Genomic DNA, 24499 nt, shown 5'->3' with positions numbered 1-24499 from the left:
TATTGATAAAAGAAAACAAAAGAATATGAAGAAAATACTATTTGGACTGGTTGTAATTGCTATGCTTTCTTTTACTGAAAAAGAAGAATCTGCCTTTTCCTTAACGGGAAAAACAAATAATTTCGAAAACGGAAAAGTACTTTATTTAAAAGATAACTTATCTGAAAAAATTATTGACTCGGCTGTTGTTACTCATAACCAATTTGTATTCAGAACGAAAATATCCAAATTTCCGGTAAGGGTTTTGGTGTACAATAAAGAGTTTTCGCAATGGAGGGATATTTGGATTGAAAACAATAAAATGATTTTTGATGCATCCGAAAGTGATTTTAAAAGTGCCAAAGTAACAGGTTCCCAATCCGAAGATTTGTCTCAACAGCTTTACAAAAATGCAAGCGGATTGTCTTTTGAAGAAAGAAATGAGCTTGAGAAAAAATTCGTAGAAAATAATCCAAATAGTATTGTAAGCGCCTTTATCCTTTCTGTCTTTTCTGCAGACTGGGGGAAGGATTTCTCAAAAGTGTGTTACGAACGATTTTCCAAAGACATAAAAAAAACAGAATATGGAAAAAGAATCTTAAACTATATTACATTGAATCGAGATGTCAAAATTGGAGATCAATATTCAGATTTTGTAATGAATGATAAAAATGGAAATCCAAAAGAATTATCAAAACTACTTGGAAAAGTGACACTTTTAGAATTTTGGGCTTCCTGGTGTGGTCCTTGCAGACAAGAAAATCCTCATTTGGTAAAAACCTACGAAAAATATAAACCAAATGGGTTTGAAATAGTAGCAGTATCCTTAGACAAAGAAAAAGAAAAATGGCTCTCAGCAATCGAAAAAGACGGACTGGCGTGGACAAATTTTTGCGATTTTAAGGTTTGGGAAAGTAAAACAGCACTGATATATGGTGTCTATGCTGTTCCTGAAAATTTTCTTATTGATAAAACCGGAAAAATTGTTGCCAGGAATATTCGGGGAGAACAGCTAAACAAGAAATTAGCTGAACTAATAAAGTAAGTAAAAAGCTAATTAATAAGATCATAAATACAGTTACATATACAAATTATTTTAAATTAAAAATCATGAAAAAATATTCTATTATTTGTTTTTTATTATTTTCTGTTGGAATTATTGCCCAGCAAAAAATAGACAGGAAAGCATTGGTAACAAGGCATAATGTTCAAATTACCGCAATAGATACTTTAGCTTCTTTAACCGTTGGTAATGGCACTTTTGCCTTTACGGTTGATGCTACGGGTCTGCAAAGTTTTCCGGAAAAATATCAAAATGGAATACCGCTCGGAACACAATCAGAATGGGGTTGGGACAGCTATAAAAACACAGAGAATTATAAGTTTTCTGAGACTTTAAAAGATGTAGATCAGTATGGCCGCAAGATTTCATATTCAACACAAATTAAAGAACCTGCACGAAAAAAAGAAGCAGTCGAATGGTTTCGTCAGAACCCCCATTTATTGCAATTGGGAAATATAGGTTTTGAAATCACAAGGAAAGATGGCAGTTTGGTTAAGCCGGAAGATATTAAAGCCATCAATCAAAAGCTGGATTTATGGACAGGAAAAATTGAGAGTTATTTTGAAGTAGAAGGAACTCCTGTAAAAGTGATAACGGCTTGCGATCAGACAAAAGATGCTTTAGGCTTTAAAGTAGAATCGGATTTAATTCTACAAGGGCGTTTGAAAATTCGTGTCCGAATCCCTTTTCCAACAGGACTATGGGGAGATATGGGTACGAAATGGGAAGAAAAACAGGATGTAGCTATTTCAAAGGTTGCGATTGAGGGTACAGATATGGGGAAAAAATGGGGAGGAAAACAAGATTATAAAAGCAATCTGAAAATCAAAAATAAATCTGAAGCTACCATTACACACATAATGGACAGTATTTCGTATGATATTAATTTGAAATGGAAAGGCACTGCATCAATTAAAGAAAAAGCAAAGCACTATTTTGTTGTAGAACCTTCAAAAAGCAATACAATCGAGTTAAGTTGTTCGTTCGTTCAAACAGATAAAAATAAATCTGCAGTTGCTTCTTTCGCAGCTATTGAAAGCAGCAGTATAAAAGAATGGAAACGTTTTTGGGAAAGCGGTGCGGCAGTAGATTTTTCAGGAAGTACCGATAAACGTGCGCAGGAATTGGAGCGTCGTGTGATTCTTTCGCAATACCTGACCAAATTGCAGTGTACAGGGAAAGTTCCGCCACAAGAAACCGGTTTAACCTACAACAGCTGGTACGGAAAACCGCACTTAGAAATGCATTGGTGGCACGGTGTACATTTTGCACTTTGGGACAGACCGGAATTACTGGAAAAAAGCCTTCCGTGGTATCAGAAAGTTTTTGAAAAGGCTAAAAATATCGCCAAAAGACAAGGTTTTGAAGGGGCAAGATGGCAAAAAATGACAGATTACGACGGTAATGAAAGTCCATCATCAGTTGGGGCATTCCTGATTTGGCAGCAGCCACATTTTATCACGTATGCCGATTTGATTTACCAAGCGAAACCAACAACAGCAACTTTAAATTTATACAGTGAACGTGTTTTTGCGACAGCAGATTTCATGGCTTCTTTTGCAAATTATGACGCTAAAAATGATCGTTATGTTTTAGGACCAGGCGTAATTCCGGCGCAGGAACGTTTCAAGGCAATCGAAACTTTTAACCCAACGTATGAATTGGCGTATTGGAATTGGGCTTTGAAAACGGCTATCAGCTGGAAGAAAAAATTAAACCAAAAAGTGCCTGAAAGATGGGAAACTGTTTTGGCTAAATTATCGCCTTTGCCAATTGCAAAAGAGGTGTATCTGGCAACAGAAAGCGCTACAGATTCGTACACCAATCCAGAATTTAAAACAGATCATCCATCGGTATTAGGAACTTTCGGAATGCTTCCGGAAACGTCTCTTCTGGATAAAAAAATCATGAAAAATACGTTTGACTTGGTTTGGGATACCTGGTCATGGAACAAAACCTGGGGATGGGATTTCCCGATGACAGCGATGTCGGCTGCCCGTTTGCAAATGCCTGAAAAAGCGATTGATGCCCTTTTTATGAATGTAGTAACCAATACGTATTTAAAAAACGGTCACAATTACCAATCGCCAAGATTAACGCTTTATCTTCCTGGTAATGGTGGTTTATTGACAGCTGTTGCGATGATGTGTGCCGGCTGGGAAGGAAATACAATCGAGAATCCTGGGTTTCCTAAAGACGGGACATGGAAAGTGAAAAGCGAAGGATTTAAGAAGATGTTTTAATTATTTAAAAAGGTGCTAAGTTGCTAAGGTTGTGAGATACTAAGTCTGGGTTTTTAGCCCAGTTTGTCATTTCGACGAAAGGAGAAATCATACACGTAACTCGACAAAGATTGACCATTTCTTTGTGGAATTTCTAGTGTGATTTCTCCTTTCGTCGAAATGACAGGAAAACTATAGATTAATAGTATTTCAAAATAAACCATTCTTGATAAAATCAGTCTAAGTATGCATAAAACTGTACCAACTCAAACCAATCATGAAAAATAAAATTTTATTACTATTACTCTTTTTGTCAGGTTCAATTTTACTTGCGCAAAGACAGATGGAAAGCTTAGACCGTGGCGTCATTGCCATAAAAAACAAAGGCCAGTTTTTTATCAGTTGGCGTGTTTTAGGAACTGATGCTGATGATCTGGGGTTTAATTTGTATCGAAAGAGCGGTACAAAACAAGCAGTAAAATTAAACGAAAAGCCTGTAACCGGGGCTACGAATTTTGTTGATTCTAAAGCAAATCCGAACGAAGAAAATACATGGTTTGTAAAAACGGTATTAAAAGAAAAAGAAACAGAAGCCAAAGGAAGCTTTACGATTCCGGCTTCAAGTCCGGATAAAGATTATTTGTCAATTGCTATAAAACCGATTGAAGGTTATGTGCCAAATGATCTTTCAACCGGAGATTTAGACGGAGACGGAAAATACGATTTGGTAGTTCACATGACCGGGAAAGGCCATGACAATTCACATACCGGTATTACTGACCCACCTATTTTTCAGGCGTATACTTTAGAGGGTAAATTTTTATGGCAGATTAGTTTGGGTAAAAACATTCGTGAAGGTGCGCATTATACACAGTTTATGGTCTATGATCTGGATGGTGACGGAATTGCAGAACTGGTTTGCAAAACAGCTGATGGAACTACGGACAGTGAGGGAAATGTGGTTGGAGATGCTTCAAAAGACTGGGTTGACAGAGACCCTAATTCGGGAACTTATGGAAAGATTTTAAAAGGACCTGAATATCTTTCCGTTTTTGATGGAAAAACCGGTAAACTGGTTACAACCACAGATTATATTCCCGAGCGAGGTGATTTGGCTGGCTGGGGCGGACATGGAGGTAGCGGAGGAAATGATACCAAAGGAAACAGAATTGACCGTTTTACAGCCTGTGTTGCTTATCTGGATGGCATTCACCCAAGCGTGGTAATGTGTCGTGGTTATTACGGAAGAACTGTTTTGGCAGCCTTCGATTTTAAAAATAAAAAACTGACTTCAAGATGGGTCTTTGATAGTAAAAATGCTGAAAATCCGTATTCCGGAATGGGAAATCATGGATTAACTGTGGCTGATGTTGATAATGACGGAAAAGACGAAATCATTTATGGATCGATGTGTGTTGATGATGATGGCAAAGGATTATACACAACAGGCTTCAGGCACGGAGATGCGCTGCACGTTTCTGATCTGGATTTGGATGTTCCAGGCTTAGAAGCATTTGGAATCCATGAAATTGAAAATAAAACAACCGGTCCGGGTGTAGCCGTTTTTTCAGCAGCAGACGGAAAAGTTTTGTTTACCGATTCCCTAAACGAAGATGTTGGCAGGGGAGTGGCAGATAATATCGATCCAACCAGAAAAGGTGCACAATGCTGGTGGTCAGGCTCTCCGTTTTTATATGATATGAAAGGAAATAAAATAGGGGATGCGCCAAAATCAATTAATTTCCTTATTTATTGGGATGGAGATACTTCAAGAGAATTACTGAATTCAAATTATATAGACAAATATGGTAAAGGCAGATTGTTTACTGCTGTTGGAGCCGTGTCAAATAACGGAACAAAATCGACTCCGGCTCTTGCTGCGGATATTTTGGGAGACTGGCGGGAAGAACTGATTTTAAGAAGCGAAGACAATAAAGAGTTACGAATTTATTCGACTACAATTCCAACCGATGTGAGACAATATACTTTGATGCATGATCCTCAGTACCGTTTGAGTATTGCCTGGCAAAATGTAGGGTATAATCAGCCACCTCATACCGGATTTTATTTTGGAAGCGGGATGCAGCCGGCTCCAAAACCTAATATTGTTTTGGTTTCTAAGAGGTAATCATTTAATTCGTTGGGTTTATTTATTAAAAACGTCAGTTCGAGGTTTAATTTTTTTTACAAAAAAGCAATATAAGATGACGTTGCAACCTCTCGTCAGTTCGAGTGAATTTTCTGAAAATGCAATAGCTTTTTCAGAAAATTTGTATCGAGAACCGTTTTTAAGAATAATATTCTGTTCTCGATACAATTCCGATGAAAAATCGGGATCACTCGAACTGACGAAAATTATCATCAAAAACTATTGCACCAACTGGATAATAATTTTATCAAAAAGTAATAAAAAAGTCCGTTTCAAATACATGAAACGGACTTTTTAGATTTGTGTTTTTATTGGGGCAAAAAACAAACCTCGTTTTAATTTTGGAAATCAGATTTCCAATAATAAAACTATTTGATTATTATTTTAGTTGCAGAAGTTTGACTGTTTTTAGTAAGTTTTAAGATATACAAACCAGTTTTTAAATTTAAATGAAGTGAATTATCATTTGTTTTACCTGAAGTTTGTTTCTTTCCTAGCACATCAAACACTTCGTATTGTATGGTTTCATTATCAGCATTATTAATGAATAAATTTCCATCTGAAGGGTTTGGATAAACGGCTACTGATTTTAATACATTGTTATCATCAATTGAAAGTACTGATGGCGTGTAAGTAAAAAGTTCATTTCCAGTTGTACCATTATCACCTTCAAAAAATAACTTTCCGTTTAAAACAGCAATATTATCAATATCAAAAATAGTATCATCAACTCGTTCAATGATTGTACCATTTGTTCTGTATAAATATTTCAAAGTACCATTTTGACCTGAATAGTATAAATAATTATTTAAAACAGTATAATCCGAAGGATTGTGGTCGCCAGTTATATTGCTTAAATTTGTGATAGTATTGGCTGCGGGGTCGTAAACCCAAAGTTGATCGCCAGAAGTGCCGTTATCAGCTTCAAAATATAATTTACCATTCCAATTAAATAAACTTGTAGCACCAGTAAGTGATGCTGCAGCGGTTACAGCTACAGTGCCTGCAGTAGTTCCATCTGTTTTCCATAAAATACCAGCTCCGGCTTCAAAATATAATTCGCTACCCACTACGGTAAAGTTGCTAATGCCGGCATTATTTCCATAATCTGTGATGTTCTTTACAAGCGTAAAGGTATCATTTGCTGGGTCATAAGCATATAACTTCAAACCTAAAGCATCAGTGGTATAACTCATATAGCAAAAGATTTTGTTATTAAAAGGCATAAATATTCCTCCTGTAACACTTTCGGCACCTGTGCCTACATTAGCTACCTTTACAGTTGTGGTTCCGTTAAATTCATACAATCTATTAGAATCTACAGTATTTACATAGTATATTAAACCATTGAATTCTATAGGGTTAAATATAAAAGAATTACCTGTGGCTATCGTTCCGGATTCTGTACCATCGGTTTTAAATAAAATATTTCCTGAACCCGCATTCGCTGAAAAATATAAATTTGAATTGTAGCTAAAAAAGCCTGTTGGAGTTGAATTGTTACTACCGGGTCTTAAATCTTTTACAAAGGTGGTTCCAGTTGCTGTACCATCGGTTACCCATAACTCTTTTCCTAAATCTACAGCACCAGGGCTATTTGTTCCAGTAGCATCATCGGCTCCAAAATATATTTTATTATTAAAGACTATTAAATTTTCTGGCGAAGAGTTTCCTGTTCCATTATTTATATCTTTCACCAGACTTATTTGCCCAAACGACAAGGCAGAAATTAATAATAAAAAAAGGTATTTGTTTTTCATATTTTACTGTTATTAAATTAATGTATTTATAAAGAATTGAAATTTTTAATAAAATTATTAGACTTCTGTTTTTTTGATCTTAAGTGCAATTAATACGGGTATTGAGACTATAAAAGGAAATGTAATTACAAAAAAAACTAAGATATAAGGCTGTTTAAATCTATGCTGGTTTTTTATAATATAGAATATTGCAATAGGTGTAAGTATCAGATGTAATAAAACAAAAAGTTGATATAGAAATAAGCCTGTTTCAAATTGGTTGATTAATTGATCCATAATGTCTATTTGTTTAAATTTTACTAAAATTATTTTGGAAGATCCGGAGCCATAATCCTTCTCGTTGGCGTACTTAAAGTTTCAATAAAAGCCAATAAGTCACTCATTTCTTCTTTGCTTAAGTTTAACTTTTTAAGCATTGGATCTACTTTCGGGATTAAAGAATCACGTGGGGTTCCCAGGTATTTTTTCTGAACAGGAGAAGGGTTGCCTAAATTGTAAAGCTCTACTACGTCCAGTAAAGTTGGAAAATGTCCGTGATGCATCCATGGTCTTGTATTAACCACTTCACGAAGTGTAGGCGTTCTGAATTTGCCGATATCTTTAACATCCTTTGTTACGTTGTAGCGTCCGAAATCTTCATTTTTTGTTCCAAATAAAACCTGTCCGTCATTATGAAACTGGTTATCACTGAAATAAGGTGTGTTATGGCAGTTGATACATTGTGCTTTCGTTCTGAACAAATGCAATCCTTTTACTTGCTGATCGGTATAAGCATCTGATTTACCGCTAACAAAATGATCAAATTTACTTTTCGGACTATTAATTGATCTCTCGAATGTAGCAATGGCATACTGAATTCGTTCAAGAGTGACTTTTTTGTCTCCAAAAGCAGCTTCAAAAAGTGGATTGTACCCTTTTATTTTTCCAATTTTGCTTACTGCAATCGTTAGTTTTTCATTCATTTCTAAAGGATCACTCACCGGAAATTGTGCCTGATCTTCTAAACTCTTCGCACGACCGTCCCAAAAGAGGGAAGTGGCATAAGCTGAGTTTAAAATGGTCATCGAATTTCGTTTTCCCGTCTGGCGGTCATGACCAAAAGAACGCGTTAGATTGTCTGTCCATCCCAATTCCGGATTGTGGCAGGAAGCGCAGGCAATTTGTCCGCTCAGGGACAATCTTGGATCAAAAAATAGTACTTTACCCAGACTTTCTTTCTCCTTAGAATACGGATTATAAGCAGGGTAAGGAACAGCAGGAAGTACCCCGATATCCTGAAATTTAGATTTGTCTATGCTTTCATGCAATTCTGCAGCAGGCCATTTTGAGGCATCTCCGCTGGAATATAGCTTTCGCAATTCCGGAATATCAATATAATCAGGTTCTTCTATGCTTTTGTATGCTGTTAAACTCAACAGTAATAAAAGAGGGAGTATCAATTTTTTTGCTTTCATCATTTTATAGGTCAATAATTGCTTTTCGACAAGGTTCATCTAACGGTACTACAGTTGGGAAGCTGTTTTTATTATAAATTTTGTATTTAGAAGTCACTGTTCCTCCAAATAATGCTGTATTGGTTAATTTCAATTCAAATGAAATTTCAAATAAATCAGGACTTATTTCTTTGTAAGTTCCTTCCCCTTCGATAGCGATGCTGTAACTCTTTGCATTTGTTCCTGATGTTCCAATTGTAATATCCTGTGGAATCACAAGTACAATACCATTGGTTTTACTGTTTCCGTTTTCGGGAAAAAACTCTAATGCAGATTTTATGTTAAAACCAGGAGAAATGGCAGCAGCTGTACTGGCGTTAGGAAACCATCTTTTTAAGTTAAATGAATTTACTGTAGAACTTCCGGCAACAACATTAAAACCAATTTTGAAAGCATCATGATACACATCGTCATTAGTATTTGCGGTTCCTTTATCACTGTATAAAATTGCATTTTGATTGTCTTTTGTGACTACAACCGGGAATGTAAAGACATTAAAGGCCTGCCACACACAAGCATCGCTCCTTTCAAACCAGTTTACACCATAGGTTTGATAATTTGAATTGGCTAAATTATAGAACTTAGAAGCCGGATTGGCCAAAACATCCCGTGTTGATTTTTCGGGTTTCTCAATTGTTAAAATAGTATTTCCGTTTGCAATATAATTAGGAGTGCTTTTTAATGTGATTTTTGTCTGATAGCGCACATCTTCATTACTCAAATTTTCTAAAAGTGTCAAATGATAGGTAATAAAACTTCTGTTATCTCCATAGTCATCGTGAGTTAAAGAATAATCAAATCCATTTAAAAAACTGAATATTTCAAGATTTTCAATTTCAGAAGGAATAAATCCATTAGGGAAATTTACTTTAAAATCGATTTTTTCACCGGCCAGGCCTTTAATAGTGAATTGATTCTCCGGAAATGTATAGCTTGTAGCTGCTTCTCCTAACGTAACGGTAAAAATATTGTGTGGTGCCTGAGTATTTAAATTTCCAATATGTACCAAAGGGTCAGAAGCGTTTTCTAATTTCATGGTAATAGTCTGCTGATCCTTCCATCTTTTATCAAAAGAAACAAAAATAGTATCCGTTAGTTTGTTTCCTTCAAAAATTAATTCGCTTTCCGGGTTCATACTGTAACTGTTTGCATCACCTGAAGTTACTGAACTAAAACTAACCGTTACCGGTGATTTTAAAGTAGTAGAAGTTAAAGTAACGGGCACTTTTAAGGTTTTGACCGATTTGTTTTCAAATGAACTTACCGGAAGTAAACCTGTATTTATCTTGGGATATTCCAGAGGTACACCTGCAGAAGTGATTAAGAAATTGAAACGCACAAACGGATCAACGCTTTTAGAATCTAATTTGTAATCATCCTTTGAACAGGATTGAAACAATATTATAATAATACTTAATACAGATATAATTTTACTAATACGATTCATTTTGTTTCAGATTTGCGTTAATGTTAGTATTGTTGCGTGGTATAGGCAATACAAATTTGAGTGATGGGTAATTCATACTGCAATTGAGAGACTGGCAGCCATCGTTTCTTGAAATGTTCTTATGGTTTCGGGTTGTATCAAAAAATAAATGTCCCTCAAAACAAAGTTCTTTTCGTCTTTCTAAAAATATGGCATCTTCTAAATTTTCAGAATCAGTCAGGAGGCTTGCATTTGCTCTTTCTCTTATCGTATTGATATCCGTTTTTGCCTGAACGGTATTGTTCAGTTTTAAAGCCGCTTCGGCACGAATTAAATATTGCTCACTCATTCTAAAAGCAACATACCCGGGATTTCCCTGAAATTTTTTAGTGAAATAATAATTTCTGTCTACTAATTGTAAATTAACGAGGGTTTGTAATGGCTCAACCAAAAATAGCTGTTTTCGAATATCAGATGTTTCGTATAGATTTATCAAATCTTCTGAAGCAACATAATCACTATAAGCGGTTGAAGATGTATATCCAAAATAGGCAGATAACGAATTACTCGCTACACCCTCCGTAGTTCTTGATATTGAAAATTCGAGTAAAATTTCAGAAACAGGGAGATCCGGTTGTGCCCATTGAGCAATGAGATTGTCCGAACTTATTAAATTTATCCCAGAATTTGTAATAACATCATTTGCAGTTTCGTAAGCATTGTTCCAGTCATTTTTTGATAAATAAACTCTGGATAATAAAGCTTTTGCATTTGTTTTATTAAAATAAGAATAAGCAGGCCCGTTTAGAAGTGTACTATTTGAATAAAGGTCTAATGCTTTTTTTATATCATTTATGATATAATTGTAAGTATTTGCAGCCGTTTCTCTTGATGGGTATTGCAGCCCGTTTTTTACTGACTTCGTGTTGTAAACAATTCCCGGGTGTGATGCATCGTTTGTGTAACTGTAATTCTGACTGTACAATTGGTTTAATAAAAAATGCACATAAGCTCTTGCTGTTAAAGCTTCGGCTTTAATCTGATTTTTTTCGGATTCTGTTGCGTCTGTTAAAGCATCTGTAAATTCTAAAATCAGGTTAGCTTCATTTATAGCTTCGTATGCATAGCCATAAAAAGCAGAAAAGTTAGATTTATCTGCAGAATCATCAAAAGAATAGAAATTTGTAATATCTGAGTGAATACGAAATCCTCCTTTTTGATTACCAATAAGAGAAGGTGTTAGTTTTAAATTTCCACCCTGAATATCAGAATAAACTAAGTAGGCCTGACCATTTACAATATCCCTGATATCACCATACATACCATTCAAAGCTTGCAAAACCCCTTTTTTTGTTTCCAGCTGTTCATCTATAGACGTTTGTGTACCTGGTTCCTGTTCTAAAAAATCACTGCAGCTTTGAAACAAAAACAACATTGCCAAAAGTGTCAGAAACTTAAATTGTTTTATATTTTTATAATAGTTCATCTCTTTAAAATTTAGTATTAATTCCTAACGAAATAGTTCTCGCCTGAGGATAAGTATAATTAAGTTCCCGAATCCCATTCATTCCTGAAGGGCTTTTCTCTTTATACCAATAAAGGACATTGGATACATCTCCAAAAACAGTTAAACTATCCAGAAAAGTATTTTTTACAGGTACATTATAACTCAGGTTAATGTTACTGATTTTGATGTAAGTGGCGTCATAAACATACTTACTCAAATTGGGCATTATAGGATTATCACCCGGAGAAGGCTGTGTTACATTATCGCCCTGTTTTCTCCAATAATCATAAGCATTTACAGTCATATTACGGTTTGATGTCGTGCTGTATTTTGCAATAATTTCGTCAGAAACAAGTTTGTCACCACCCCACTGAAAAGCACCATTTATAGATAATGTAATATTGTCGTTTAATGAAAACCTGTTGCCGAAACCTCCAAAAGCTTTTGGTTGTGTATCTCCAATTGGTTCCCAATCTGCAACAGTAAATAAACTTCTATAAGTTCTGGAATCATAAACCTGTCCATTTTTTCGGATAAGATCCCTGCCGGTTGCCGGATCGATCCCAATCCAGTTTATTCCCCAAATGGTAGTAGTACTATATCCAATTTTTTGTGCAAGTGCTCTGTTTGATATTGAATATTCACTTCCCAAGCCTATTAACTCAGTTACTTTATTTTCAATTGTAGAAATGTTAAAAGAGGTTGTCCATTTAAATTTGCCTTTTTGAAACCATTTAATTCTGGTTGTGAATTCAAAACCTTTGTTATACATGCTGGCTGCATTTAATTCCAATGTTCCATACCCATTTTCAGAAGGAATATCTCTGGCAACAATTAAATCAGACAAATCATCGTAATAATATTCCAGCGATAATTCAATAGCTTTAAATATGTTAAAATCAATGCCAGCATTAAATTTTACATTTTTTTCCCAGCTAAGCCTGCCATTTGGGGCAGCAGCTACGGTTGCATAATCTTGTCCATTATAACCATTTTGAGAAATGTTATACAAACCTTTTGAGCGATAAGAACCAATTCTTGAATTACCTGTTGAACCGTAACTAACTTTTAATTTTAATAAATCAATCCAGGAACTTGATTTTAAAAAGTCTTCATTACTGCTTATCCAGGCTAAGCCTGCTCCGCTATTTAAAGCAACGTTGGTATCATCACCAAAAACAGAACTTTGATCACGTCTAAAATTTCCTAAGAAATAATATTTCTTTTTATAATTATAATTAATTTGTGAAAACAAGGAGACTCTTGAACTGGAACTAATCTCATTTCGATAAGTTTGGTTTGCATTTGTTTCATCAACAGCTGTTAAAGGGTCATCATCCTGTATGGCATCTTGAACAGCGTTGATAATATTTGGATTTGTAAACCCTGTGGCAGATGCATAACGAAATTTTCCGTTTTCTTCTGAAAGTTCAAATCCTAATACGCCATCTATTGTATGGTCTTTATTGATTTGTTTATCAAATAACATTTGTCCCTGCCAGTTCCATTTAGTTGAGTTTCTTTTATTGATAGCTCGTCTTCCCCAATCAGAATAACTTATGCCATCTAAAAGAAAACTTCCGCTGGTTCTTCCACTTTCATTTTCTCCTGAAAAATAACGATCCTGATTTTTGTCTTTATAGTCGATTCCAAAAAGAGTCAAAAACTTTATAGACTTATTCAATTCATATCCTAAGTTTATGCTTCCTAAAAGACCATAAGTATCTGTTTGGTTTTTATTTTGTTCAATAGCGGCTAACGGATTGCCTCCGGTTACTCCGGTTACTCCAGTAATAGTGTAAGATCCATCCTGGTTAAAAGGAGATAATGTTGGGATATAAGCATGCGTATAATAAATATTAGGAGCATTTTTTTTAATGTAACTAGGATTTAAGGATAAGTTTACATCCCATTTTGATGCTCTGTAACCTAAATTTATTCCTCCGTTGAATTGTTTTGTTTTATTACCTAATTGCGGTTCCTCAATATCTAAATAAGTAATATTGGTTCGATAAGAAAACTTAGAACTAGCTCCTGAAACACTAAAGTTATATTTATTGTAAATTCCGGAATTGTTCAATAAGTCAAACCAGTCAGTATTTATACCATTGTAGGGAATATTAATATGTGACTGAGAAGTGTTTTTTAGATATTCGTTTCTAACTTCATTATATTGTTCTCCATTTAAATATTTTATTTGATTAATAGCTGTAGAAACTCCCAATTGGTTTGAAAAGGTAAATTTAGCTTCCCCGACTTTTCCTTTTTTTGTTGTAATCAAGATCACCCCATTAGCTCCATCAGCACCATAAATACCAACGGCTGCGGCATCTTTAAGGACTGTAAAGCTTTCAATATTATCAGGAGAAATTTGAGCTAAAGGGTTTGATAAAGATTCAGAAAAATTGCCTTGGCCATTAAAGAATGAGCTATCTATATGTGTTTCTTCAGCCATAATAACACCATCAACTATAATAAGTGGCTGAGTTGAAGTTCCTGTAACATTAGTTCCTATAGGCTTTATAGTTCCCTCTCCGCGAATATTAATTTTTACAGGCCCGCCCACACCAGAAGTGTTTTCAATCAAAACTCCTGCAACCTGTCCTTCCAGCATTTTATCAATACTTTCAGACGCCTGCTGTACTGGGATGTCTTTTGAAGTTATCGTTGAAATACTCCCTACAATTTCCTCTTTTAACTTTTTTGTCCCATAAGAAGATGTAATAATAACCGGATTCAGCTCATCTACAGCTTCTTCCATATAAAAAGTAAAAGTGTTTTTATTACCGACTTCCTGCTCCTGAGTTACCATTCCCAGAAGCGTAACCTGAAGTACAACATTATCAATGTCTTTTTCTTTCAACAGATAAATAAATCTTCCGTCAGAATCGGTTATGGCACCTCTTCCGGTTCCTTTTACCATTACAGTCGCTCCCGGAAGGGGTGATTTATCTTTAGCATTCAGAACAACTCCTTTGATTGTTCTTTCTGTTTCTTCTGAACTATCTGTCGGAGCAGGAGCAGAGCTCGTTAATAAAACCTGTTTTTTCTGAATGTAAAACGAAATGTTTTTGCCTTTAAATAATTGTTTTAAAACAGTTTCTAAGGAAGCGTTCTTAACATTGATACTGGCCTTTTGATCCGTATTTACTTTTTTTGCATTGTAGATAATCCTAAAATCACTTTGTTCTTCAATAGACTTGATAATCAAACTGATTGGCTCATTATTTATATTTAATGTAATCGATTTGTTTTGTGAAAAACCTTTTAAACCGGATAATACAATGGCTAAGAAAAATATTATTTTTCTTGAAAATTTTACAGTAAGTTTCATGTTTTTAGGTGGTTACTGGATGTTGGTAATGGTAATGGTACTTTGCTTAATAGTGTATTCAAATGGAGTGTCACGTTTTAGAAGTTCTAAAATGTTTTCAACGCTCGATTCACTAATTTTAATTGTTCCGGTAAAATGCTGTCTGGCTAAATCCGAATTCTCATTGATAATTTCAACATCGTAAGTTCGCTGAATTATTTTAACAATGGTTGAAAATGGAGTGTCTTTAAAAGTAAGTTCGCCTTTTGTCCAGGCTGAGTAAAAATCAGGATCTACAGATTTTGTCGTGATTTTTTTTGAATTGTTTTGCCATGTAGCCATTTGGTTTGGTTTCAGCAAAACAGCATTCGATATGTTTTCGGCTTCATACATCTGAATACTTCCTTCAACTAAAACACTATTGACTGTAGGGGTTTCAGGATAAGCACTTACGTTAAATTTAGTTCCCAAAACTTCTATAGCTGCCTGATTTGCGTTTACTATAAAAGGATGTTCTTTGTCTTTGGCGACTTCAAAAAAGGCTTCTCCGGTTAAAAAAACAGTTCTTTTTCCGTTAATACCAAACTGCTCAGGATATCGAAAAGTGGTTCCGGAATTTAAACTTACAACCGTTCCGTCTGAAAGTGTAAGTTTAAATGTTTTACCATAAGGAACTTTAAGTGAGTTGTATATAACTTCATCATCTTTTGCTTTTCCAAAATAAACAATCTGACCGGGTAGTTTTCTGGCAATCAATTCGCCTTTATCGTTTACTAAATTGCTTTGATTAGTTTTGGTGATAAATTCTGTTCGTCCGTCTCCTAATTCAAGAACAATTTCTTTTGATGATTTTGTTTTTTGACTAAAGTTAAAAGCGATTCTTCCTAAGCCAAGCAGTGTTAAAAATACGGCAGCATATTTTAAATATTTAGCGGCTTTATTTTTTGGTTTAATTTTAATTACCGGAGTAGTATTGGTAGAAATATTTTCTGTTAAAGCTGAAAGAGCCCACGTCTTCTTTATAGAGATAAACTGTTTTTTGTTTTCTTCAGAAGCATCAATCCATTCAAAAAGAGTTTGAATTTCCTTTTCTGAGGCTTCATTAGACAGGTACTTATAAATTATTTCTGATGCCATAACTGATGTTTTAAACGTCGTGTTATAGTAAGTACACTTCAGAAATGAAAAACCCTATGTTTAATTTTTAATTATTACAAATAAAGATAAAAATCAGAAATAAATAATCGGATAATTTTGTTTTTAAAATCTTCAAAGCCTTTGTCATGTGGGCTTCAACGGCTTTTAGAGTAACCTGCATTTCTGCTGCAATTTCTGCATTTTTTTTATTCTCAAAACGTTTTTTGATAAAAACTTCACGGGTTTTGGGAGGTAAATCGTTTATAGATTCGTTAATGATACGTTCTAATTCGGTCAATTCTAAAGTGTCAAACTGAATCGAATTTAAGACTTCGATGTCGAGTTCTCTTTCTTTATGATTTAATAGGTCGTTTTTGAATTTGTCTTTAACTTTATTGTGTCTGATGAAGTTAAGACATTTCGATTTGGCGTAAGTATATAAAAAGGATTGTATTCCGTTTAGAGAATCAATATTTTCTCTGTTTTGCCATAAATTGATAAAAGCTTCCTGAGCAAGATTCTCGGCTTCATCCTTATCATAAATAAACTGAATGCCAAAGGATGTAATCCGGCAGAAATATTTATCATAAAAATAGGTAAACGCAGCTTCCTTTCCCTTTTTAAAAGATTCAAATGTTTCGGATTCAAAGCTGGTGTTACTATTCATTTATATTTTATCTCTGGTAAAGGATTACAAATTATGATCCTAAAGTGGTATTAGGCCAGAAGTTGGTGACAAAGATAAAATATTATTTATATTAATTCTAAATAAAAGAAATAAGTTTTAAAAATTAACATTAAAGACCTTTATATAGTAGTGCTGTTAAATCGAGTTTCTGTCAATAAAATTGAAAGGCACTTTTACTTCTCCTTTTTCTTTGTTTAAAATCATTCTTGCTGCAATTTCTCCCATTTCATTAAAATCAGTAGACATAACAGTTATACCTAACAAGTCTTTTAGCGGAGTATCATTGTAGGATATAATACCGATGTCGCTTCCTAATACATATTCTTCGTCCCTGATTTGTTTGACTAAATTAACCAGGTCAGATTCTTCTATAGTGATAAATAAATCTCCTTTTTTAAGGATCATATCATCGTAAACTTCACTTAAAATTTCAAAATTAATCTCGTGTTCTACACAAAATTTCCTGAAACCATGCAAAATTCTCCTTGGATAAGGATAAACAGCTTTTTCCGGATATATTAAAATTAACCTCTTGTATTTGTTGATTTTTGTAAGTCCTTCTTTTAAGGCATTGTAAATATCATTTTCAAAATCCTGATATATTTTGATAACCTCGCTTCCTAATCCAATTTTTATGTTATCCATAATTACCAGCTTGTCCTGTGGTATTCTCTGGATGGCTTTTGCTACTTCATCGGTAAAACTCAAATGTTTTAATTCGTCTGTTTTAAAGTGTGTCGTGATTACATAATAGTCGTACGCACCTTCAAATTTATCCAGCAGATTTAAAAATAAGGTTTCATCGCAATGATATATGTGCAAATCTACATGCGCATTTGCTCCTAATGTATTAATAAATGAGCTGTAAGTTTTCATTTTATACGCACTCAGTTTATTAAAAAGAAACAAAATATTCACTTTCGATTCTAATTTTGTTCTGGTAATATAGTATCCTTTTCCTCTTATGGAAGAAATAATTTTACGTTCTTTTAAAATATTATAAGCTTTTTCAACAGTATCCCTTGACATATAAAACTCTTCGCTAAAGTTATTTATGGACGGAATCTTTTGATTTATTTTCAGGTTACCATTGGCAATATTTTGCAGAATTGAATCTACAATTTGCTTGTACTTAGGTACTCTTGAATCTTCATCTATTTTAATTAATTTAATCATGGTTGGTATAGTAAAGTCTTTCTCAATTGTATTGAGAAGGTATTATAAATTGCATTATATGTAATAATTTTCTTTAAAAAGGATTAAAAAATATTGATTACGCATGCGTTTGCTAAAATATGAATTTTAAATTTAAAAAATCACAATAATTCGATTCTTATTGCAATAATTTATGATTTAAAATAAATATAAATTAAGGAAAGGACAGTACAGGATAGTTTTCTTTTTTACATTCTCTTATTTTACCAAACCAATAACTATCAACTTAAACCACAAAAAGAATTAAATGGAATCATTACTCGGAATTATTTTTCACTCCATAGGAGGATTTTCGTCAGGCAGTTTTTATATGCCTTTTAAAAAAGTTAAAGACTGGGCCTGGGAAAGCTACTGGTTAGTAGGAGGTTTTTTCTCATGGTTAATTGTTCCGCCAATTGCAGCTTATTTAACAATTCCGAATTTTACAGATATTATCGCTAATGCTGCTCCAGATATAAAAGTGTTAGCTTATACTATGGGATTAATCTGGGGAATAGGAGGATTGACTTACGGATTGGGTGTTCGTTATTTGGGAATGTCATTAGGAAATTCAATCACTTTAGGATTTTGTTCCGCTTTTGGAGCTTTGATTCCACCAATCTATTACAATTTCAGTCCAACAGAAGGTAAAGAGTCTATTAGTGACATGTTTGCAAATACAGGCGGACAAATGGTTTTGGGTGGTGTACTTATATGTATTATAGGTATTGCTATTTTAGGAAAGGCTGGGATGCTGAAAGAAAAAGATTTTGCAACAGGTCACGAAGACAAAGACAAAGATTTCAGTTTAGTAAAAGGTTTAATTATCGCTATTGTATCCGGTATTCTAAGTTCGTTTTTTAACTTCGGAATTGAAGCAGGAAAACCAATGGCTGATGTGGCTAACGAGGCGTGGAAAACATTGAATCCAAATCAGGGAGAATTCTTATTCCAAAATAATGTTACTTATATAGTTATCCTTTGGGGTGGATTAACAACCAACTTTTTATGGTGTATCTATCTTAATTTCAAAAACAAGACTTTTAGTAATTATACAGATACTAAAACACCGATTTCAAAAAATGTACTTTTTTCAGCTATTGCAGGCACCATGTGGTTTCTTCAGTTTTTCTTCTACGGAATGGGTGAAAGTAAATTAGGAAACGGAGCCAGCTCATGGATTTTACACATGTCAACTATCATACTTACCGCCAACTTCTGGGGATTCTACCTGAAAGAATGGAAAGGTGTAACTAAAAAAACGTTCAATACCTTTTTATTGGGCATCGGACTCATCATGTTATCGATTGTGGTAGTCGGAATTGGGAACTCTTTATAATAATCACTTAATATATTAAAATGTCAAATATAAACACAAACAATATGACTTTTCAGCATGTAAGCTATCTTTGGGACGATGCTAAAGCTGCAGCACTAGCAGGAGATGAAGTAGCTCTTTTTATCTATCGCTCTAATTTATTAGGAGCAGATTTAAGACTTACCAATTATGGAGGAGGAAATACTTCAGTTAAAATTACAGATAAAGATCCATTGACAGGCGCTAGCTCTGAGGTAATGTGGATTAAAGGTTCTGGTGGAGATATCGGAACATTGACAAAATCAGGTTGTGCTGCTTTATATTTAGACAGATTACGCAATCTTGAAAATGTGTACAGAGGAATTGAATTTGAAGACGAAATGGTTGAATTGTTTAACCACTGTATTTTTGATTTAGCTTCAAAAGCACCTTCTATTGATACACCATTACACGGTTTCTTACCGTTTAAACATATTGATCACCTGCACCCGGATGCTGCTATTGCAATTGCTGCAGCAAAAGACGGAGCAAAAATTACAGAAGAATTATTCGACGGAGAAATCGGTTGGGTAGGATGGCAGCGTCCAGGTTTCGATTTAGGGCTTCAATTAAGAAGCTGTCTTGAAGAAGCAGAGAAAAAAGGAAAAAAATTACGTGGTATTATGTTAGGTTCTCATGGTTTATTTACATGGGGAGATACTGCTTATGAAAGTTATATCAACACACTTGAAGTAATCGAAAAGTGTGCTGACTATTTAGAAAGCAACTACGGAAAAAAACGTCCGGTTTTTGGAGGTAAGAAAATCGATAGCCTTCCGGAAGCGGATCGTAAATTAAAAGCAGCAAAAGTAGCTCCAATTTTAAGAGGTTTCTGTTCTTCAGAGCGTCAGATGATTGGTCATTATACAGATGATGCAAGAGTGTTGGAATTCATTAACTCTAATGATTTATCAAAATTAGCTCCGTTAGGAACTTCTTGCCCGGATCACTTTTTACGTACGAAAATCAGTCCTTTGGTTTTAGAATTAGATCCAAACGAAGATTTATCAGATGTAAATGCGATTAAAGCAAAATTAACTCCTGCTTTTGAAGCGTACAGAGCGATGTACAAAGACTATTACAATGCTTGTAAAAAGTCTAATTCGCCAGCAATGCGTGACCCAAACCCTGTGGTGATTTTATATCCTGGAGTTGGTATGTTTACGTTTGCCAAAGATAAAACGATGGCTCGTTTGGCATCTGAATATTATGTGAATGCAGTAAATGTAATGAAAGGTGCAGAAGCTGTTTCTGAATATACTTCATTGCCACATCAGGAAGCTTTTGATATCGAATACTGGTTGTTGGAAGAAGCAAAATTACAGCGTATGCCAAAACCAAAAGCACTTTCAGGAAGAGTTGCTTTAGTAACTGGTTCTGCCGGTGGAATTGGTAAAGCTATCGCTAAAAGATTTGCTGAAGAGGGAGCTTGCGTAGTAATCAATGATATTAATGAAGAGCGTTTAGAAGGTGCAAAAGCAGAATTTATCAAATTATTTGGTAAAGATGCTGTTTCAAGTACTTTATTAAATGTTACTGACGAAGTAAGTACAGAAAAAGCTTTGGATGCTGCTTGTTTAGCATTTGGAGGAGCTGACATTATCATCAATAACGCCGGTATCAGTATTTCAAAATCAATTGCAGAACACACTCTTGAAGAGTGGGACAGATTATATGATATTTTGGTGAAAGGACAATTTATTGTTTCTAAAGCCGGAATTGAAGTAATGCGCAAACAAGGTTTTGGTGGAGATATCGTAAACATCGTTTCTAAAAATGCGGTTGTAGCGGGTCCAAATAATCCTGGATACGGTTCTGCAAAAGCAGCTCAGGCACATTTAACACGTTTGATGGCTGCTGAGTTGGGTGCTGATAAAATCCGTGTAAACACAGTGAACCCTGATGCTGTTATATCAGATTCTAATATCTGGTCTGGCGGTTGGGCTGAAGGACGTGCAAAAGCATACGGAATTACCGTTGCAGAATTGCCTGCTTACTACGCGAAACGTACCTTATTAAATGAAATTATATTGCCTGATGATATTGCAAACGCATGTTTCGCATTCGTAGGAGGTCTGTTGAACAAATCAACAGGAAATGCCCTGAATGTAGACGGCGGAGTAACAATGGGCTTTTACCGATAAGTTGTTTAGTTTTTTTTAAGTTTATTTAACAAAGTGGTTTTTGTTTTCTAACGTTCGATTTCGGTCGGACGTTAGATTTTTTATGACAATCGTATTTTATAAATAAATTTCCTAAACACATTAAAAACAAACAAAAAAATACAAAAAAGTAACGTATAACAAGGGTTTGGTTTATAGAAATAGCCTTATATTGTAAACCCTATTTAAAAATAAATAAGTATGTTAATTCAATCAAATACTGTCGCATCTCATAATGATGATTTATTAAAAAAACATCAGAATAAATTAGTTTTTACAGCTTCAGAAATTGCAGAAAGTGAAGCTGTCATTCAAAAATTGATCGATTTTCAAATCGCAATTCCATCATGGGCCTTAGGAACAGGAGGAACAAGATTCGGACGTTTTGCAGGTGGAGGAGAACCTCGTTCATTAGAAGAAAAAATTGAAGATGTAGGTTTGCTTCATAAATTAAATAATGCTTCGGGAGCTATTTCTTTGCATATTCCATGGGATATCCCAACTGATTATAATGCGATCAAAACGCTTGCAGGACAACACAGATTAAAGTTTGATGCTATGAACTCAAACACTTTTCAGGATCAGGCAAATGCGGAACATACTTATAAATACGGTTCTTTACAAAACGTAAACAAAGCAGTTCGTAAACAGGCGATTGCTCATAATATTGAAGTTATCAAACACGGAATCGAATTAGGATCTGACTCGCTTACGGTTTGGTTGGCAGATGGTTCTAACTTCCCTGGACAATTGAACTTCCGTCGCGCTTACCAAAATACATTAGAAAGTTTAGAAGAAATCTACGATGCATTGCCTTCAAACTGGAAATTGTTCTTAGAATACAAATGCGCTGAACCAAATTTTTATTCTACTACTGTAGCAGATTGGGGACAGTCTTATTCATACGTTCAGAAATTAGGTGATAAAGCAAAAACACTTGTTGACTTAGGACACCATTTACCAAATGCAAATATTGAACAAATTGTTTCTATTTTGTTGATGGATAATAAATTAGGAGGTTTTCACTTTAATGATTCAAAATACGGTGATGATGATTTGACTGCAGGAGCTTTAAAGCCTTACCAGTTATTCTTGATTTTCAATGAATTGGTTGAAGGTATGGATGCAAGAGGAATGAATCATGCTAAAGATTTAGGATGGATGATTGATGCTTCACACAACGTAAAAGATCCATTAGAAGATTTATTGCAGTCTGTTGAAGCAATTATGATTGCTTATGCTCAGGCACTTTCAGTTGACAGAAAAGCATTAGAAATTGCTCAGGAAGAGAACGATGTGGTAAAAGCACAGGAAATTCTTCAAAATGCTTTCCGTACAGACGTTCGTGCATTGGTTGCTGAAGCTCGTTTGCGTTCAGGAGCAGCGTTAAATCCGGTTGAACTGTACCGCAGTCTTGACGTTAGAGGAAATCTAATTGGTGAAAGAGGATTAAAAACCGTAGCTACAGGCTTATAAAAAATATCAGATGAATGTAGTTGCAATTTTTGATATTGGTAAAACCAACAAAAAGGTATTTTTATTTGATGAAAATTATAAAATCGTTTGGGAAAAATCAGTAAATCTGGACGAAACCGTTGATGAAGACGGTTTTCCCTGCGAAAATATTGATGTACTAAAAGAGTGGATTCTCGAACGATTGTCAGAAATAAAAGAACTGAACAACTATGTTCTGAAAGCGATTAATTTCAGTACTTACGGAGCTAGTTTTGTTTATATTGATAAAGAAGGCAACTCGTTGACTCCTTTATACAATTATTTAAAAGATTATCCGGAAGAACTGAAAAATGGTTTTTACAAAAAATACAAAGGAGAAGAAGTTTTTGCAGTAAAAACAGCTTCTCCTGTTTTAGGAAGCCTGAATTCCGGAATGCAGATTTACAGGTTAAAAGAAGAAAGACCGGAATTATTTGAAAAAGTGAAATATTGCCTTCACTTACCGCAATATCTAAGTTTTCTTTTAACGGGTGAAGCCTATACCGATATTACAAGCATTGGGTGTCATACAAATCTTTGGAATTTTAAAAAGATGAAGTATCACAAATGGCTTAAAAATGAGGGTATAAAAGAAAAACTGCCACCGATTCATCCCGGAAGAGATGTCATTAAAAAAGAAAATGATTTAGCTGTCGGAATTGGTTTGCATGATAGTTCATCGGCAATTATTCCTTATACGATAAACTTTACCGAGCCTTTCGTTTTATTGTCAACCGGAACCTGGAGTATTTCCCTGAACCCTTTTAACAATAAGCCCTTAACGTTTGAAGAACTTAAAAATGACTGTCTGTGTTACATGCAATACACCGAAAAACCTGTAAAGGCAGCCCGTTTATTTTCAGGAAACGAACATGAAGTGCAGGCAAAAAGACTGGCAGAACATTTTAATGTACCATTTGATACATTTAAAGAGGTTTATTTTGACAAAAAGATTGTATCAAATTTAAGAGCGGTAAATTTTCAAATCGTTTATCCGAAAAAATACGATTTTGATATTCTTAAGGAATGTCCTTTTCAAAAAAGAGACCTGTCTGTTTTTAAAACCTATGAAATCGCGTATCATCAGTTAATGCTGGATCTCGTTGAACAACAGGTTTTTTCAACTAATTTAGTGATTCATAACAGTCCTGTAAAGAAAATTTTTGTAGATGGAGGTTTTAGTAAAAACTCCATTTTCATGAATTTACTGGCCGAAGCTTTCCCGGATGTAGAAGTTTATGCAGCCTCGATGGCACAGGCAAGTGCTTTAGGTGCAGCATTAGCAATACACCAAAACTGGAATCCTAAACCGATACAGAATGATTTAATTGATTTGAAGTTTTACAAGCATTAAAAAAATATTGCAACAAATTAAAGGATTAGAGAAAAAAAATCTCTTAAATCTGCAAAATCTGCGAGAGATTTAATATTGAGAAGTATAGATTTTTGTTTCTCGCAGATTTTGCAGATCAAGCAGATATAATTTTAAAATAAACTGCGTAAAAAAGATTACCGCAGAAAAATATAGATTTTTGTTTCACACTGATTTAGAAAA

General features: G+C 34.5%; 15 protein-coding genes. 7 read left to right on the top strand and 8 right to left on the bottom strand.

The features are described 5' to 3' along the window. The first annotated feature begins 25 nt into the window (after positions 1-25). The 3 genes from FLV_RS16595 to FLV_RS16585 all read left to right on the top strand — a co-directional run bounded on the left by FLV_RS16595 (position 26) and on the right by FLV_RS16585 (position 5392). Positions 26-1024, top strand: coding sequence for a TlpA disulfide reductase family protein (locus FLV_RS16595; protein WP_243235361.1), 999 nt, complete (start codon positions 26-28; stop codon positions 1022-1024). Between the two features lie 65 nt (positions 1025-1089). Continuing rightward, entirely contained in the window at positions 1090-3285 is a 2196-nt protein-coding gene (locus FLV_RS16590) for a hypothetical protein (protein WP_243235360.1), read from the top strand. A 256-nt stretch (positions 3286-3541) separates the two neighbouring features. Next, a complete protein-coding gene (locus FLV_RS16585; protein WP_262916467.1) occupies positions 3542-5392 on the top strand; it encodes a rhamnogalacturonan lyase in 1851 nt (616 codons plus the stop codon). Between the two features lie 389 nt (positions 5393-5781). On the opposite strand, the gene FLV_RS16580 is transcribed toward FLV_RS16585, so the two are convergent. The 8 genes from FLV_RS16580 to FLV_RS16545 all read right to left on the bottom strand — a co-directional run bounded on the left by FLV_RS16580 (position 5782) and on the right by FLV_RS16545 (position 17913). Beyond that, positions 5782-7173, bottom strand: a complete 1392-nt coding sequence (locus FLV_RS16580) for a T9SS type A sorting domain-containing protein (protein WP_243235359.1) — start codon at positions 7171-7173, stop codon at positions 5782-5784. 305 nt (positions 7174-7478) lie between these two features. Continuing rightward, positions 7479-8630: a cytochrome-c peroxidase gene (locus tag FLV_RS16575; protein ID WP_410745977.1), complete on the bottom strand. Its 1152-nt coding sequence runs from the start codon at positions 8628-8630 to the stop codon at positions 7479-7481. 1 nt (position 8631) lies between these two features. After that, complete coding sequence (locus tag FLV_RS16570) at positions 8632-10113, bottom strand: hypothetical protein (RefSeq protein WP_243235357.1); 1482 nt, start codon at positions 10111-10113, stop codon at positions 8632-8634. After that, positions 10100-11578 carry a RagB/SusD family nutrient uptake outer membrane protein gene (locus FLV_RS16565; protein ID WP_243235355.1) on the bottom strand — a complete coding sequence of 493 codons (1479 nt, stop codon included), beginning with the start codon at positions 11576-11578 and terminating at the stop codon, positions 10100-10102. The genes FLV_RS16570 and FLV_RS16565 overlap by 14 nt, the downstream gene beginning before the upstream one ends. Positions 11579-11582: 4 nt before the next feature. Next, a complete protein-coding gene (locus FLV_RS16560) occupies positions 11583-14933 on the bottom strand; it encodes a SusC/RagA family TonB-linked outer membrane protein (RefSeq protein WP_243235348.1) in 3351 nt (1116 codons plus the stop codon). Positions 14934-14945: 12 nt separating this feature from the next. After that, a complete protein-coding gene (locus tag FLV_RS16555) occupies positions 14946-16049 on the bottom strand; it encodes a FecR family protein (protein WP_243235339.1) in 1104 nt (367 codons plus the stop codon). A 67-nt stretch (positions 16050-16116) separates the two neighbouring features. After that, entirely contained in the window at positions 16117-16716 is a 600-nt protein-coding gene (locus tag FLV_RS16550; protein ID WP_243235336.1) for an RNA polymerase sigma-70 factor, read from the bottom strand. Positions 16717-16872: 156 nt separating this feature from the next. Continuing rightward, positions 16873-17913 carry a GntR family transcriptional regulator gene (locus tag FLV_RS16545; RefSeq protein ID WP_031453522.1) on the bottom strand — a complete coding sequence of 347 codons (1041 nt, stop codon included), beginning with the start codon at positions 17911-17913 and terminating at the stop codon, positions 16873-16875. A 286-nt stretch (positions 17914-18199) separates the two neighbouring features. Here FLV_RS16545 and rhaT point away from each other — a divergent pair, with 286 nt between their 5' ends. From rhaT to FLV_RS16525, 4 genes are all read left to right on the top strand, one after another. Next, the gene (gene rhaT, locus FLV_RS16540) at positions 18200-19270 is read left to right on the top strand and encodes an L-rhamnose/proton symporter RhaT (RefSeq protein WP_243235334.1); all 1071 of its coding nucleotides are present in this window, start codon (positions 18200-18202) and stop codon (positions 19268-19270) included. Between the two features lie 20 nt (positions 19271-19290). Continuing rightward, positions 19291-21432, top strand: a complete 2142-nt coding sequence (locus FLV_RS16535; RefSeq protein ID WP_243235325.1) for a bifunctional aldolase/short-chain dehydrogenase — start codon at positions 19291-19293, stop codon at positions 21430-21432. Between the two features lie 219 nt (positions 21433-21651). Next, positions 21652-22926: a TIM barrel protein gene (locus FLV_RS16530; protein WP_243235324.1), complete on the top strand. Its 1275-nt coding sequence runs from the start codon at positions 21652-21654 to the stop codon at positions 22924-22926. 10 nt (positions 22927-22936) lie between these two features. Beyond that, the gene (locus FLV_RS16525; RefSeq protein WP_243235321.1) at positions 22937-24298 is read left to right on the top strand and encodes an FGGY-family carbohydrate kinase; all 1362 of its coding nucleotides are present in this window, start codon (positions 22937-22939) and stop codon (positions 24296-24298) included. The last annotated feature ends 201 nt before the right edge of the window (positions 24299-24499 follow it).

It is taken from the genome of Flavobacterium pectinovorum, assembly GCF_022802975.1.
Lineage (GTDB): Bacteria > Bacteroidota > Bacteroidia > Flavobacteriales > Flavobacteriaceae > Flavobacterium > Flavobacterium pectinovorum_B.
The sequence above is the reverse complement of the archived record's forward strand: the minus strand, read 5'-3'. Positions and strand labels throughout refer to the sequence as shown.